Here is a 15,219-nt window from a genome sequence, read left to right as displayed (position 1 = left end):
ATTGCTTAAAAACACTTAGATATTAGAAAAATTGTATTGACGCATCTATCAGTGAAAAGATATTTGCTTATGTTATGGATAAAAGTTAACGAGCATCTTTCAGGAATATTTGAATAAATGTGTTAAGTGTAGTTTTAGATCTTTGGGAACTGTTAGAATAAGCATTATGTTGCATACTGCAATGTTGATATTGGGGATTAAAAAGGAGGGCGTTTTGAAAAAAATTGTCATTATTATTGGATGTTTATTTGTCTTGAACGGTTGTGCAGCTTTGGTGAAAAGGATAATTAATCCTGATCCGCCTTTAACAGAATTAAAATTTGAAGATATAACCATAAAAACCGATAATGGCGATAACTTTTTTAAAAACATTGTGGTTAAATCATCCGGCTATAATATTGTTATTACCTGCAATCTTTCAAGTAATTCAAAATATGATTGTGTTAACACTTATGATTTTCAACTGGTTGATCAAGATAACACAACCCAAAGAAAAGTTATTTCTGTTAATAAGGGGGAGTCTAAGCCAATAAGTCTTAGCTGTAGCAGGAGTGACTTTGATGGAGAAATTAAAGATATTAAAATAATTTTGAAACAATCCAAAAAAATATCAGAAACCGAGGCCAATAAGAATACTCCTGTAAGTGATGAGAATACTCCTGTTAATTATAAGTTTAGCCTTCATAAGCCTTCTTATAACAAAGATAAATATTTTTCAGACTCTAATATTTCAATACGTTTTGATATTGAACAGTCTGGGATTTCTTTTAATATTACAAATAAGTCGGGTGGAAGAATTAAGCTTGATTGGGATTCTTTTTCATTTGTTGATGTAAATGGAGCTGCTCATAGAGTTATTCATTCTGGGGTAAGAATAATTGACAAGGAAAAACCTCAAGCAATTGCCATTATCCCACCTTCGGCCCAAATAAGTGATTCGATATATTTGTCAGATTATATAGAAAGTTCAAAGATCTGGGAAAATAAACCTTTGTTTCCAACTGACAAGGGGTTAGCTGTAGTATTAGTAAAGGGTAAAACATTCTCAATTTTTATGCCCCTTGAAATCAACGGTGTAGTGAAAAATTATAACTTTGTATTTAGAATTGATGATGTGTAATAGCACAACCCAATTAGTTTTCTTATTATAACTCGTTAGGAGACGAGTTATAATAAGGATCTATAACCCCCTTACATAGCCTTATTTAGTAAATATTGAAATAAAGATTTATATTCGGTCATACTATTATTTTACAATGCCTAAGTGTAGAATAGATTTCATTATCAGTATTTCTTATTTAGAAATAAGCAACATTTTTTCTGCAAATTCATCTGGTTCTTTACTCGATAAATAATCAGTATTAATCATTTTTGCGAAGTCTGGGAGAGGCTTGTTTGAATACCCCATAATTTCTCTGAGAGCATCGACTCTTTCAGCAGGCTTGGAAACCAATTCTGATCCGATATCGCTCCAGTTTGCCAGAATATAGCGTTTGAGCCTAGATTGAGATTCAATTACTACCTTTTCATTTTTGTTTATGGGCTCAAGAGCTACATGATACGAACTTGGAGAATATTCATAAGCTCCTCCAGATATTGCATCCGTTCCTGACCCACAAAAACCCCCACTTATTATATTCCCCCAGAACCAGCCAGATAAGCGTCCTTCCAGATTGATAATTTGAGGGTTGTAACCTTCCTTTTTGATTGTTGCCTGCATTGAATCTTTTCGAGAAACTGATCCCGTCCAAGGGGTTTTGCCAACGTCATTTCCATTAATTTGTACTATAGCGTCTATAGGTGTGGAATTTATGGAAACGCTTTGTTCTGTCCTATTAATAATAGTTGCACAACCTGCGAATAACAAAATACATAAAAGAAATTTTACATTATTTATGAGGCATTTTTTACTATTCGACTTCATCATTCTTTCCTTCTTGCGCTTTGGCTCATGTTTGGATTAAGTTCTGTTTAAAAAAGTTACTAAATGGACAGGAATTCAATGTTTTGCTAAATCATAACTATTATTCCTTAAAAATATCGGTATTGAATTAATTAAAAACACAATTTATCAAAAGCACATCATACCTGTTCTTGTCCATCATTTTTATTCCCGTTTTCTGATCAAAGATTTGCATATCTCCTGTCTCCCTTTTACTGTATTAATTGACATGTCCTGACCTTATATCTGATTGGTTATCCGATTGATGATTTGGCCGGGCCTTAGATCAATACTAATCCCCAATCTGGCGTGAATCATGGACTGGTTGCTTATATTTAAAATTTCATGGGCGTTTTTCTCTGTTTTTGTGCTTGTTGTTGTCCTGGTCATTCTGGCGAGATTCGGCAGCATTTTCAGGTGGAAAAGGGCGCTTAAAACAGAGCTTGATACTCTTGCTTCTGACTGCATCGATGATTGTACAGATGGCTGCGCCAATAATTCGGCAAGGCATTCAGGCATTGGAATCATCAGGGACAAATGTCTGGAAATATTCGGGGTAACTTCTCCTGAAATAATGGAATTAAAGGATATTCCTGATTTTGTGGCTGAAATCGCGGCCTGCTATCATCCTGAGTCTGAAAGGCCGGAGCTTGAGGTCAGCATAGGTTCAATCGCCAGAAGCCTTGATCTTGCCCTTTCACGGTTCGAATCAATTATGGATCGTCCTGGTTTCTGGCGTCTAAGGTTTGTCAGAATCCGTCATATTAAGGACTCCCTGGATTATTACGAGACCATCACAGACACTGCGATCTGGAAATGTTATCAGAAATACAGAAAGAAGATTCAGGTTCTTTTGAAACTCAATCTTTACCTTGTTCCAGACCCTTTTTCATGGCTTGCATATCTTTCGCGAAGGCTTCTTCTGCTTCTTCTGACAAAATGCCTTCTTGCGGACATTTATCTTTTTGTGGGTAAACTTGCCCTGAATGCCTATGATATTGAAAAAAGCACTGTTTCGGATGATGAGAAGGAGACTCTTGAGAACGCTCTTGAAGGCCTAAGCATGGCTGCGGATGATAAGGAAGAGGAAGATGCCGTCAATTCAGAGCTTAGTAGTCCTGAGCTTCTTGAACTCAGAAAGAGGCTCATCAGTTTCAGGCATCTCATTATGTCAAATCCAACGTTTGGCGAGTGGAAGGCTGCGGTGGTCGAGGCTGCCGGGATCATTTCCGGAAAATATTTTCCTGAATCGGAGCGCCCTGTTGAAGAAGCTGCGATTGGTCCTCTTGTGGAACGAGGTCGGCACTGGATAAGCACATTCAGAAAGGCCGAGGATTATCCTTTGCTTGGAAAATTTTACGGAGTCAGACTTAAAACCCTGAGAAAGGCAAAGGATTTTACCAGCGCGATTACAGGCGGCAGACTTTGGCCCGTGATCGGGACTGCTGGCAAAGTGTGGGCATGGCTGAAATGGCCGTGGAAAGCTTACAGACTTGCCCAAAAAGCTTCTCCCTGGGGAATCGCCGCTGAAATAGGATGGGCAGGAGCAAGAAAGGCGGGGCTTGCTTATCTGTCAAAACATTTTAGCTCGCCTGCTTTGAGCTTGAACAGGTCTATAAGGAGTCCTGGATGATTGCAGATAAGAAAAAAAACAGGCTATCTTTTCATGTGTTCCGTCTTTTTTGAGACTTTATGCAATGTGAGTTATCGACAGTTTTTCATTGATTTTAGATATATACGCTTCCACAGCCTTTACAGCATCTGCCGCAGAGCTTGTTATGCCTCCAGTATAACCCGAACCTTCGCCTATCGGATATATGTTCTTTGTGTTTACAGATTCAAATTTTTCATTGCGTTTGATCAGCACCGGAGATGAGGCTCTAGTTTCAGCGCCTAATAATATGGCCTGATTCGAAATAAACAAAGGAACTTCTTCTTTCCATTTTTCAAACGCGGCCAGCAGCTCATTGATTATGAATTCAGGGAAAATGTCTTTCATATCAGCTGGAACAGCGCCCATCTTGTATGAATTATCATTTAAAGCGGCTGAATTTTTCCCTTCTAAAAAATCCATAAGATTCTGGGCAGGCACCTCCCATCTTCCTCCTCCTGCTTTAAAGGCCTTTCTTTCGATACTCTTTTGGAATTCTATACCTGCCAATGGGCAGGTTGATTCATAATCGTCCGTATGGCAGGTTACAATCATTGCAGAATTTGAAAATGCCGAAGATCTCTGAGAATAACTCATCCCATTTACAACCATCATGCCTTGTTCTGATGAAGCATTGATTACCTCGCCTCCCGGGCACATGCAGAAAGTATATACTCCCCTCCTGATCTTCCGGTTCGTGTAATTCAAAGAATATGTGGCTGCTCCCAAACCTTTGAAGTTCTTATATTTATTGCCGTATCTGATAAGGTTGATGGTGTCGACAGGATGCTCGATTCTCACACCAACTGAAATGGGTTTCTGCTCAATTGCGATACCTTTTTTATGCATCATCTCAAAAGTATCCCGGGCAGAATGACCGAGTGCGATAAAAATACCTGAAGATAGATATTCATTTTCTCCATTTATGATTACGCCCGAAGCCTTGCCATCCGAGATCAGGATATCCGTCATTTTTGAGTCAAAAAATATCTCGCCGCCTCTTTCAAGGATATAGCGTCTTATATTGCCGACTATTGAACAAAGCACATCAGTGCCAAGATGGGGCTTGCTGATGTAGGCAATTTCTTCGGGCGCTCCAAATTTTATAAAGGTATTTAATACCCGATTCACATGGCTCGTATTGTTATTTCTTCTGGAAAACAGCTTGCCGTCCGAATATGAACCTGCTCCGCCTTCGCCGAACTGGATATTCGATTCCGGGTCTAATTCCCTGTCTTGAATAAATCTTTGAACATCAATGGAGCGCTCTTCTATATTTTTGCCTCTTTCAAAGATTAATGGTTTGATTCCATAATCGATGAGTTCTATGGCAGCAAACATTCCTGCCGGGCCAAAACCAATTATTATCGGTCTGTCCTTTATGTTTGTCTTTCTGATCGCTTCCGGTTGTTCTGTGTATACAGGAAGGTTTTGCTTGTTCTCGAAACTGCCTGAAATATTTACGACGAAAGAGATAATATAATAGAATTGTTCATGGTTGCTGGAATCAAGTGATTTACTCAGGATTTTCGAGATTGCAATATTATCTGGGTTTAATTGCAGCTTTTCAGAAGCGGCCTTTATATATTCATCCATCCCGTCTTTTTCTATGGGAATACGCAAATTTCTGATTATAAGATCCAAAGAAAGCTCCTGAAATTATTTAAACAATTCTCTATTATGATGCCAACTACCGTTTTCTCGCTTGATTCCAGTAAGGAATGCAATCCTAACCGTCTCTCTTGCCGAGGAAAAGCAAAATGATGAAAATCAGAATTTATTTTGCCAATGATGGATATTCTATAAACAGCGGCGTCAATTAAATGGTGCTAAATATACTGACAGGACAGTCTTTGTCCTCGTTGACAAGGCGCATTTATGGCTGTAGAACTCAGGCAATTATAAATGAAGTTTGCCAAAACCTGAACAATACCTGTGAACACAATATTTGTGATTCGGGAAAGGGAATATGACAGAAGTAAAAAGCAAGGATCCTCTCCAGGGTGTAACTCTTGAGCGGATAATTACAGATCTGCATGAGAATTACGGATGGGAGGCCCTGGCTGAAAAAGTTCATGTCCGCTGTTTTGAGGAGAATCCATCCATCATGTCAAGCCTGAAATTTTTGAGACGAACTCCCTGGGCCAGAACCAAAGTTGAGCGTTTATATGTCCAGATGGTCAAGCGTAAGGGTTCTAAACCCGTTCAAAATATCGAAGGGTAGGGCGCTGAACTTTTTGCTTAACCTGTGTAATGAAAGAAGCCGTTTCAAATCATTATTCATTTCTGCTCTGATAAATCCCGGAAGGAATTATTCTTATTAAGACTCAAACATCTTTTCCAAATCAATCTGCGGATAATGATTTGTCATTACAGTCTTCAGGCTTGTCTGGCGGCCTTTGCCTTGCCGCAGATGAACTCGGCTACAAGGAACTCTTTCCGATCCAGAGAGATGCCATTCCTGTGATTCTTGCAGGAAAAGACCTTGCAGTGGCGGTTCAGACAGGTTCCGGAAAGACTGCGGCTTTTTTGCTTCCGCTTTTGCAGCGCCTGTCTGAACAAAAAGCTGTCAAATCATCATCGGTGCGGGTTCTTGTACTCGTTCCGACAAGGGAACTTGCTCTGCAGGTGGCCGAGGCTGCAAAGGTATTCTGCCGTTATATCCCTGAAAAAATTAAGATTACGGCTGTTCATGGAGGCGTTTCTATAAATCCTCAATTGAAAAGCGTCAGCACTGGCGCGGATATTCTTGTCGCAACACCGGGCAGGTTAATTGATGTTGTGAATAATAACGCTGCCAGGCTTTCTCATGTAGAAACCCTGGTTCTCGATGAAGCAGACAGGATGCTCGACCTCGGATTCAAGGACGAACTCGCTATTATCCTCGGGATGCTTCCTTCCAAAAGACAGAATCTCCTGTTTTCAGCAACACTTGGAAGCAAGATTGAAATTCCAGGCATGGATTTTTTAAAAGAGGCCGTGAAAATAGGTATCGAAGAACCTGAAACTCCTCCTGAACCTGTTGAACAGATTGTCTATACTGTCGATCAGAACAGCAAAGGCCTGCTTCTCCGCCATATGATAAAAAATGGAGGATGGACTCAGGTTCTTGTTTTTGTGTCCTCAAAGCGGAGGGCGGATAATGTTACAAGAAAACTTATAACAAACGGAATAAGCGCTGAAGCATTGCATGGAGATAAAAGTCAGGGCGCGCGCAACGGAGCTTTAACCCGTTTCAAACAGGGAAAAACCAGGGTGCTTGTGGCGACGGATCTTGCTTCAAGGGGGCTTGATATTGAACAGCTACCATATGTCGTTAATTATGAGCTTCCAAGATCCGCAGCTGATTATATCCACCGCATAGGGCGTACAGGAAGGGCGGGCATGAAAGGAGTTGCAGTGACTCTTTTATCCGAGGATGATTATCAGCATATGAAGCTGATTGAAAAACGAATGGGGAAAAAGCCCGAGTATATTGATTCCGCAAGTATTCGTTTTTAGAGGAGGCCTCAACACACTACTCATTTTATCATAACAAAATCAGAACAATTCACATCTAAGCTGCTCCCAGACCATAATAATCAATAAGGAGGAAAATGATTACGGCCTGGGATACTGATCAAAAAGCTTCAAGAGCCGCTGTTACCCCGGAATGCAGACTTGAGAAATTCAGAAATATTCTTGGAATATCCGGGGATGCAAATAACCTTCTTGCAAATTTGCCCTTTGGAAATGGAGATGTTACGGCCGGAACCGAAAACGAGCTTCAGGTTGTTGTAAAGGGCTCTCCGGATGATTGCGACCTCCCTCTATTCATCAAAAACTCAAATTATTATAAAAATATTCGGGAGCAGGCCCTCCAGGATGACATGCCCACAGCCAGAGCCGAGGAGCTGGAGGAATTCCTTTCAGGAAACTCGTCACGGGTTTGGGAGCACAGCTGGGTAAGATTTCCAATGTCACGATTGTCAGGTTACGCAAGGCTCATCTTAGGCGAGGATCTTCTGAAGGACAAAAAAGAGCCGGATCTTGGTAGGCGTGATGATTCTGACAGATTTTTTTTCGAAAAGAATGGCGAAACATGGCTCAGGGTGCCTGTCAGCTATCTTTTGAAACTCGCCATTGCAGACAGCATAGGCAGAACTCCTCTCGCACACGCGACTGTAAGGGTTGCTGGCAAGAGCGCCATGGATCATTTTTTGAGCGACAACACTTCCCCAGAAACATTTTCATTCTATCCGTCATGGCTCAGAAAAACCCATTCCCACGGAGAGGAAGTGGCTCGTGAAACCCTGAAACGCTTTCTTCTGACCCATCTTCTGACACTTTATGCAGGAAAAAGATTCGGGCTTGAGGAAAACGGACAGGAAGTGAAAGTCTATTTTTCACCGCATCCTCCGGTTCGTCAGAAAAAACTGAACAGTCTGGTTACTGATTCCTTTTACAGGGAAATTTTTATGAGTCCCTGCCTTTCAGGTTGGGACAGGGGCGAAGAAAAACACAAGTACATGATTCTGTGCCATCAGGTGCTTTCAAGAAGCCAGTTGAACACCATATCAAGGCTTAAAGATTCGGGAATAATCCAGTCAAATCTTGCGGTTCTACCAAATACCTCAAATATCAGCCTTGCGAACAACGGAACGCATGTCAGCCTTGGAAGCCTGAAACTCACCCGGCTATGCAAGGACAAGGGGACTGGTTTCGAAGGCGGCATGGAGAAATACTACGGGGATCTTTCCATAAAGATGTTCGAGTATTTTCTGCCGATTTTTACATGCGTGCTTAGCGGCTCGCCTTGCAGAATGGATTTTGAGGATTTTCATCCTGAGCAGGCACTTGGCTTTCTTCCCCATGAACTTGAGGATATTCACCTCAGAATGATCTGGAGAGAATGGAAACGCAAGGCCGGACTAAGATTCATGGGCAGATCGATTACTCCGTTCGGCCCGGTATGGCTGGACAGAATGCTCAAGAAACTGCTTCATATCAAGGGCGACCTTGTGCCTGATTTCAGGATCATAGATTACCTTTGCGCTCTTAAAAGCACCATGAGCAGCCCGGCCCTTGACGGCGGCCAGGGCAACAATGAAAGGCTTAAAAAAGATCTGATGGATCTTGGTGTTTTTGACACAAGAATGCCGATGTACCTTCCAGTACGCCAGAGACTTTTCAGCCAGATGGGGTTTTCAGGTTTTGAGGGGCGTCATTACAGTCTTTTTGAAAGCGTGAAAAACGATATGACCTCAGCTGTTAATCTTCAGATGCTCCTTACTGCCCTGACTTTCAGCTATATTCTCAAAGGTGAGATAGATCACGAATCCATTCCGGACAAGCCTTTTATGGAAAGCGAGCGTCGCCAGATATTTTTTGCCCAGGCTCTTGGGAATCCATGTTTTTTTGTAAGCCGCAAGAAAACCAGCCCTTTTTTGTCAAAAATTCTAAAGGAGATACCAAAAATCAGGGAGTCGAAGAACTATCCCGGTTTCTGGGTGATAGGCATGAAGGATTATCTCAAGGCGCTTGTGAACATCATAAAAAAAGACGGAGCTGATTTGATAGAGATGTTCGGGTTCACAGGTCTTATGGGAGATCTTGAAAGAAGGATTTCCGGCGACTCTGTTTCTGAAAAGCTCGTAAATGGGATTTGTTCGTCGTCAGGCATAAAAAATCCTGTGTCTGTGGACGCAGACACGTTCAACCGCAATGCCGAGGAATATTTCAGGGAAGGGCTTTTCAATAAGCATATTTCAGAGGCAATCGAGTTCATGGATGATGATATCAGGCGTCTTGAGATGTGGGCAGGATATCGAGATAGCTCCATGCAGGCCTCGCTTTCAGGGATAACAGAAGGAAAATGCAGCATAGGAGCGTTTTATGAAGAAACAAGGGACAGGGTCTTTTCAGGAAAGGCGGACGCTGATCAAATCATGAAACAGATTCACATCGTTCTTGTGTCCATCCAGGCAGACAGATCAAAGCACCAGATTTCATGGTAAATGCCGAAATGCACTATGCACCATCAGGAGAAAACAAAAAAACATGAATTATCATCATTACTATATTGACAGACATACAGGCGGGGCTGTCATGGAAAAACTGGCTGCGGATGCTATTGTTCGCTTTCTTTACTCGCCTGTAAGGGAAAAATCAGAGAAGATGTTCAGAATGATTACCTCTCCCGGATACTCTGATTTCATAGCCAAATTCAATTATGACTTTCCGTTTTTGGGCAGGAGACAGGCCGGGCAGATGGCAAAAAAGCTCGGAATAGACCTTCCTGAATGTCTTGAAGATCCAGGCTACTTTGATTCAGCCAGAAAACTCTTTGAAAGAAAAATTAGATACTGCGAAACAAGACCCATGCCAGAAAATCATGACTCAATCGTTTCTCCGGCAGACAGCAGGGTGATTACCGGATCGCTTCTCGAGACCGAAGATATATTTATTAAGGATAAGTTTTTCACTGTCGGAGAACTTATGGGTAAAAGCATCTGGGCAGAGAGATTTGCCGATGGTGATTTTGCCGTATTCAGGCTGACACCGGACAAATATCATTATAATCACATGCCGGTTTCAGGAAGGATTCTGGATTTCTATGAAATAGACGGTGGTTTTCATTCGTGTAATCCCTGCGCCATCGTTTCAATGGTCACGCCTTATTCAAAAAACAGGCGCTTTGTTACCTTGATCGACACAGATGTCGAAGCCGGAAGCGGAGTCGGGATTGTTGCCATGATCGAAGTTGTGGCCCTCATGATAGGAGATGTTGTCCAGTGTTACAGCGAGGAAGGATATGATTCTCCAACGCCTGTGACGTCAGGGCTTTATGTGAAAAAAGGCTGTCCAAAGAGCCTTTTTCGTCCGGGAAGCTCCACTGACATACTTCTTTTTGAAAAAGGCAGAATCAGATTTTCTGACGACATAATAGCAAACCTTTTCAGGCCTGGTGTGCAAAGCCGTTTTTCCATCGGCTTCAGGCAGCCTCTTGTGGAAACAGATGTCAGGGTAAGGTCTGAAATAGCTGTGGCAATAAAATAAAGTGGTTTTGGCTTAAGGCTGAGGAATGTGCCTTCGGTGAGTCGCTTTTTAAAAAAGCTCCGCAAAAACTTTAGTGATTTGATGATTATTGGAGAAATTTAATGGAAAATCTAATTTTTACATTTGCTTTGATTGTGACGCTTGGGATTCTTTTTTCTTGGGCTTTCAGAACGCTTCCCCGTGAAGAATGGCAATTTCTGGCAACTGCCCACCCCAAAAAGAATGGCCCTGATTCCTGGACAGGAGTGAATTATACTTTTTACGGCTTTTTTTCTGCAACAGGTTATACTGCGGCGGTTCTTCTGGCCTTTATCCTGATGGCCTCTGTGTCCATAACTCCGGGAGCTGCAATGGTTTTAGCAACAACGCTTCTTCTTGTCTGCATGCCATCGGCAAAATGGGTGGCCCGCATTGTCGAAGGCAAGGCCCACACACTTACAATTGGAGGCGCGTCATTCGTCGGGATTGTTTCTGCGCCCTGGATTATCTGGGCGGTTTCGGTTCTTCTTAGAAAAAATGGTTACCAGACCGAGCTTCCTGTATGGCCGATAATGGCAGCCATGGGTACTTCCTACGTCCTTGGAGAGAGCATTGGCAGGCTTGCCTGCATAAGTTTCGGATGCTGTTATGGAAAAAGTCTTTCTGACTGTCCTGCTCCTGTTGCCAGGCTATTTTCATCATTTTCAATGGTTTTTCATGGCAAAACCAAAAAGTCATCCTATGAGTCCGGGCTTGAAGGTGTCAAACTCTTTCCTGTCCAGGCAGTGTCGGCTGTTGTTCTTGGTCTGACCGCGGCAGCCTGCGTCTTTCTTTTTCTTGAAGGAAAGTTTGGTCTTTCCCTTGCTCTAAGCATCGGTGTTTCCCAGATCTGGAGAGTATCATCAGAATTTCTAAGAGCCGATTTCAGGGGCGATAAAAAAATCACGCCATACCAGATCATGGCCGCAGTTTCTGTTATTTACATCCTCATCCTTCTTTTTGTGGCACCATGGCCTGATATTAACATGAAGCCACTAATCGCCAAGGCCTTTCCCCTGGTCTGGGATCCGGGCGTTATTGTGTTTCTTCTTCTTCTGTGGATAGTTTCTTTTGTCTATACTGGCAGAAGCAGCGTAACCACTTCAAAGATATCCTTTGACGTGGCAAGGGACAAAATTTGAAATAGTTTGAAACTGTTTACAAATATGGACAGAGGTCTATGCTGATGAAAAAATGGTCTTTTCATGTTTTAAAATCTATGTTTTAAATGTAGCAAGAAATAGAAAAAACCATCCAATGTCCTGTTTGCGTTTAATCAGATATGTTTAATTTTAATACATCACTGTTCATAATGGACTGCAATTGATGATTATAATGAGACCTTGATACTGTCTGTCTTCTTTCATAACTATATATCTTTTGCAACTATAGGAGAATGATATGTCTTTGAACAAGCCGCGTGCAGTCATTGCAATCCAATCTGGTATTCAATTCGGTTGAAGGCTTACTGGCTCAGGTTTAAGTATTCTCGGCATCAGTTTTGATAGATGGCATAAACAACTATATGAAGAGAAACAGCATGGATAATGGTTTACCTGTATGTATGAAATGCGGATATAAGGCGCAGAGTGAGAATGACCCTTTATTGACCAGTTTCAATGGAATGGGCGAGTGCCCAGGATGTGGTGCAATTCCCAGGAAGATGTCAGAACTGAAACCAATCAGGCTTGAGTCGGATGGAATCACAGAGCCTTCAATGAAAAAGTTAGCGCCAGAAAAGGGCGCTTCTGTATATCAAAAAATCATTATGGTTATTCTGATACAGTTATTATTGGTGGGCTTGCTTTATATCGTGTCAAAACCTGCGATGATTACTGTCAGTACAAGTGACATCTATATTGAGACGGATCAGCACATTAAGGTTGTTCCTGATGGAGTCTATAATGTCTGGAAAAACGGCAAACTGGTTCAGATGGGAATAGATGGCAAAACAGTTCTCGAAATGGAAAAAAAATTAAGAGAAGGTCAGATGGGTTTTTTGGCTGCCACACTTATGGCGATTATTGTTGTTGTCGGAATAGTGCTATCAGCAAAAATTCTTCAGGACCTTGAAGAAGAACATGCAGAAAAAGCACGTAAACTGCTAAAAAGCAGAGGTTTTCTGAATCTCCTCCATGCTGTTGCCGGATTGTCTTTCATTATTGGTGCTATGATGTTCCTGATGATGGTTTTTGGTCTATCAGCAACCATTGACGATCCCAAAGCATATGTAATACGCCCCATAGTAGTGCTTTTTATATCTGAGATTCTTTCTGTTTTCGGACTACATTATTACAGGGCCTTGAAACCTTTTTTGGTCAAAGAGAAGTAGGGGATCGAGGAATTGATCCTCAAAAAATAGGAATGGGCTGAATCAGCTTTTAGTAAAAGTATTTTTTTATGCTAAAATAAAAAGGCTTTTTTAAACAAGGCCAGAGGTTATTTTAAAAAAAGCCCGTCAACCATATAAAAGTTTTTACAAAAAGTGTCTCCCAAAAATCAACATGACAAGCTTAACAGTATCCGTGTATTTTCAAAAAGCGACCCTATAATTTCCTCAAATGAGCGTTCACCTATCCTTTAAGCCCAAAGCATCGAGGCCAGCATTTCCTGATATGGCGACTTCTTCCTAAGACATAATTTCACAATATTCTGAAGAACCTCTAACAAAATTCAAACTGCGCCATACTACAGACTAATTGCCCGCGTATTGGGCAAAGCTGCTCTCCGAACACTTCGCGCTATCTCCGGCCAGTCTAAACCGCTGGCTGGCCGGAGAACAAAACAAAGCAGCTATTTTGTTTTTCAGTTTTTTAAGGATCTGACTTTGAAAATAAGAAGCAAAATCACATCACTTGTCTGCATTACGGCAATCGCTATTTCGGTTGTGTCTGTTTTTCTCTACTACAGGTCAATCACCAGAAATACAGAGGCTGAAATTACCCATCTCAGAGGCCTCATGGAAAAAGAGAGGGAGACCCAGCTAAGGGATCTCGGCGACTCTGCTTATGCAGTTGCGGCATCCTCCAATTTTTATACTGACGCAATTGCTGCAATTGAAGGCATGAGATTCGGGCCAGAACATTCAGGTTACTTTGTTGTCATGGACTTTTCAGGTATCATCTATGTTCATCCGGGACTCCCTGAAGCAAAAAATAAAAAAAGGATTGATTTCAAGGATTCGGAAGGCAGGGAAATTTTCAGGGAGATAATAGAGAGAGCTAAAACGGAAGACAATGGCTTTATTACTCACAAATGGCCCCGCAAAGATGGTTCGGAGCCTGTTCAGAAATTAACCTATTTCAGGGTTTTTATGGAATGGAAATGGGTAATATGTTCAAGCCTTTATATGGATGATATTAATGGAATAGTTAAAAACAGACTCGATGAGGTAGAAAAGCAGAAAAGGAAAAGCCTGATTTTCTTTTTTTCCATGGTCGCGTCAGGTCTTGTGATCGTTATCATTCTGGCCGATTTTATCGCCCGCAGAATAGTCGTACCTTTGAATCTTGCATCTGACACAATTAAAGGGATTGCTTCCGGCAATGCTGATCTGACTACAAGGTTTCCTGTAAAGACAAAGGACGAGGCTGGCGAGCTTATTGAAGGAGTCAACCAACTTCTTGAAAATACGGTTCAGATTATCCAGGCAATCAAAGGAAATGCAGGAACCCTTCACGCGTCCTCTATTCAATTCAATGATGTATCATCCGTTCTTATAGATGCCGCAGATGATGCCAGCCAGAAATGCGGCCAGGTTTCGACAGAGGCTCTTAATCTGCGGGAGCATATAATGCTTGTCAGCAGTACATCTTCAAAAACGGAAGCCAATCTTTCAGGTGCCAGAATCCTTGCGGACAGCCTTAGTCAAAAAATGGCAGAAATATCTGAAAGCGCAGGTCAGGCCACGCAAATTGTAAATTCAGCTGTAGAAGAAGCCGGTGCCATGTCCGAGTCTTTCAAAAGCCTTGGCGAATCAGCGATGGAGATAAACCAGGTCACGGATCTTATTTCTGAAATATCTGATCAGACATCTCTTCTTGCACTTAATGCAACCATTGAATCAGCAAGGGCAGGGGAGGCAGGCAGGGGATTTGCAGTTGTTGCCGGAGAAATCAAGAAATTGTCCCAGGAAACAAGGGATGCCACCGAAACCATCAGGGACAGGATAGAGAGAATCAGGGATGATGTTGTAAATGCGGTGAAAAAAATAGGAAGCATGTCTGATACAATTAAAAATGTGGATTCCATAGTCTCTTACATCAACCAGTCTGTGGAAAGACATGGCGGTTCGATGAGATCCATGTCTGAAAGCATGCTTGTTCTGTCCGGAGAAATGATAATGCTTAAAGATCAGTCTGAAATAAGCCTCAAGGCTTCGGAAAGCATGGTGGCAAATCTTTCCGAAGTAAATGAAACAGCAGAAAGAATAGCTTCAAGCGGACGTACTATTGCTGGTGACGCTGATGGGGTAAAACGTCTTGCAGGACGTCTTGTGCGATGGCTTGGAAATTTTCAGATATGATTCAATGACATGTAAATTTAACGTGTAATAGATAATAAAAATGTT

The 15,219-nt window shown here is 41.8% G+C and carries 11 protein-coding genes; 9 read left to right on the top strand and 2 right to left on the bottom strand.

What is annotated here, in order from left to right; genetic code table 11:
* Window positions 1-214: 214 nt before the first annotated feature.
* Window positions 215-1,120: a hypothetical protein gene (locus K245_RS0103210; RefSeq protein WP_027358146.1), complete on the top strand. Its 906-nt coding sequence runs from the start codon at window positions 215-217 to the stop codon at window positions 1,118-1,120.
* 174 nt (window positions 1,121-1,294) lie between these two features.
* On the opposite strand, the gene K245_RS0103205 is transcribed toward K245_RS0103210, so the two are convergent.
* On the bottom strand, window positions 1,295-1,927 hold the full coding sequence (locus K245_RS0103205) for a PEGA domain-containing protein (RefSeq protein WP_084156108.1): 633 nt from the start codon (window positions 1,925-1,927) through the stop codon (window positions 1,295-1,297).
* A 331-nt stretch (window positions 1,928-2,258) separates the two neighbouring features.
* Between K245_RS0103205 and K245_RS0103195 the strand changes: the two genes are divergently transcribed.
* Window positions 2,259-3,575: a hypothetical protein gene (locus K245_RS0103195; protein WP_027358144.1), complete on the top strand. Its 1,317-nt coding sequence runs from the start codon at window positions 2,259-2,261 to the stop codon at window positions 3,573-3,575.
* A gap of 57 nt (window positions 3,576-3,632) precedes the next feature.
* On the opposite strand, the gene K245_RS22870 is transcribed toward K245_RS0103195, so the two are convergent.
* A complete protein-coding gene (locus K245_RS22870; RefSeq protein ID WP_035276384.1) occupies window positions 3,633-5,237 on the bottom strand; it encodes an NAD(P)/FAD-dependent oxidoreductase in 1,605 nt (534 codons plus the stop codon).
* Window positions 5,238-5,562: 325 nt separating this feature from the next.
* On the opposite strand from K245_RS22870, the gene K245_RS0103185 reads away from it, so the two are divergent.
* From K245_RS0103185 to K245_RS0103155, 7 genes are all read left to right on the top strand, one after another.
* Window positions 5,563-5,817 (top strand): VF530 family protein, encoded by a 255-nt coding sequence (locus tag K245_RS0103185; RefSeq protein WP_027358143.1) that lies wholly within the window; start codon window positions 5,563-5,565, stop codon window positions 5,815-5,817.
* A gap of 140 nt (window positions 5,818-5,957) precedes the next feature.
* Entirely contained in the window at window positions 5,958-7,094 is a 1,137-nt protein-coding gene (locus tag K245_RS0103180) for a DEAD/DEAH box helicase (protein ID WP_027358142.1), read from the top strand.
* Window positions 7,095-7,189: 95 nt separating this feature from the next.
* Window positions 7,190-9,589, top strand: a complete 2,400-nt coding sequence (locus K245_RS22865) for a hypothetical protein (RefSeq protein ID WP_051283825.1) — start codon at window positions 7,190-7,192, stop codon at window positions 9,587-9,589.
* A gap of 43 nt (window positions 9,590-9,632) precedes the next feature.
* Window positions 9,633-10,631, top strand: coding sequence for a phosphatidylserine decarboxylase (locus K245_RS0103170; protein WP_027358141.1), 999 nt, complete (start codon window positions 9,633-9,635; stop codon window positions 10,629-10,631).
* A 101-nt stretch (window positions 10,632-10,732) separates the two neighbouring features.
* Complete coding sequence (locus K245_RS0103165) at window positions 10,733-11,791, top strand: prolipoprotein diacylglyceryl transferase family protein (RefSeq protein ID WP_027358140.1); 1,059 nt, start codon at window positions 10,733-10,735, stop codon at window positions 11,789-11,791.
* Window positions 11,792-12,189: 398 nt separating this feature from the next.
* On the top strand, window positions 12,190-12,981 hold the full coding sequence (locus K245_RS0103160; RefSeq protein ID WP_156906683.1) for a hypothetical protein: 792 nt from the start codon (window positions 12,190-12,192) through the stop codon (window positions 12,979-12,981).
* Between the two features lie 495 nt (window positions 12,982-13,476).
* A complete protein-coding gene (locus K245_RS0103155; protein WP_027358138.1) occupies window positions 13,477-15,174 on the top strand; it encodes a methyl-accepting chemotaxis protein in 1,698 nt (565 codons plus the stop codon).
* Window positions 15,175-15,219: the final 45 nt, after the last annotated feature.

It is taken from the genome of Desulforegula conservatrix Mb1Pa, assembly GCF_000426225.1.
GTDB classification, from domain to species: Bacteria; Desulfobacterota; Desulfobacteria; order Desulfobacterales; family Desulforegulaceae; genus Desulforegula; species Desulforegula conservatrix.
This window is presented reverse-complemented; position numbering and strand designations above follow the sequence as displayed.

What these genes read in the sequence shown, in the direction of transcription:
- K245_RS0103160 (WP_156906683.1), top strand. Translation starts at nt 12,190, where the DNA reads ATGGATAATGGTTTACCTGTATGTATGAAATGCGGATATAAGGCGCAG.
- K245_RS0103170 (WP_027358141.1), top strand. Translation starts at nt 9,633, where the DNA reads ATGAATTATCATCATTACTATATTGACAGACATACAGGCGGGGCTGTC.
- K245_RS0103195 (WP_027358144.1), top strand. Translation starts at nt 2,259, where the DNA reads ATGGACTGGTTGCTTATATTTAAAATTTCATGGGCGTTTTTCTCTGTT.
- K245_RS0103165 (WP_027358140.1), top strand. Translation starts at nt 10,733, where the DNA reads ATGGAAAATCTAATTTTTACATTTGCTTTGATTGTGACGCTTGGGATT.
- K245_RS22865 (WP_051283825.1), top strand. Translation starts at nt 7,190, where the DNA reads ATGATTACGGCCTGGGATACTGATCAAAAAGCTTCAAGAGCCGCTGTT.
- K245_RS0103185 (WP_027358143.1), top strand. Translation starts at nt 5,563, where the DNA reads ATGACAGAAGTAAAAAGCAAGGATCCTCTCCAGGGTGTAACTCTTGAG.
- K245_RS0103205 (WP_084156108.1), bottom strand. Translation starts at nt 1,927, where the DNA reads ATGATGAAGTCGAATAGTAAAAAATGCCTCATAAATAATGTAAAATTT.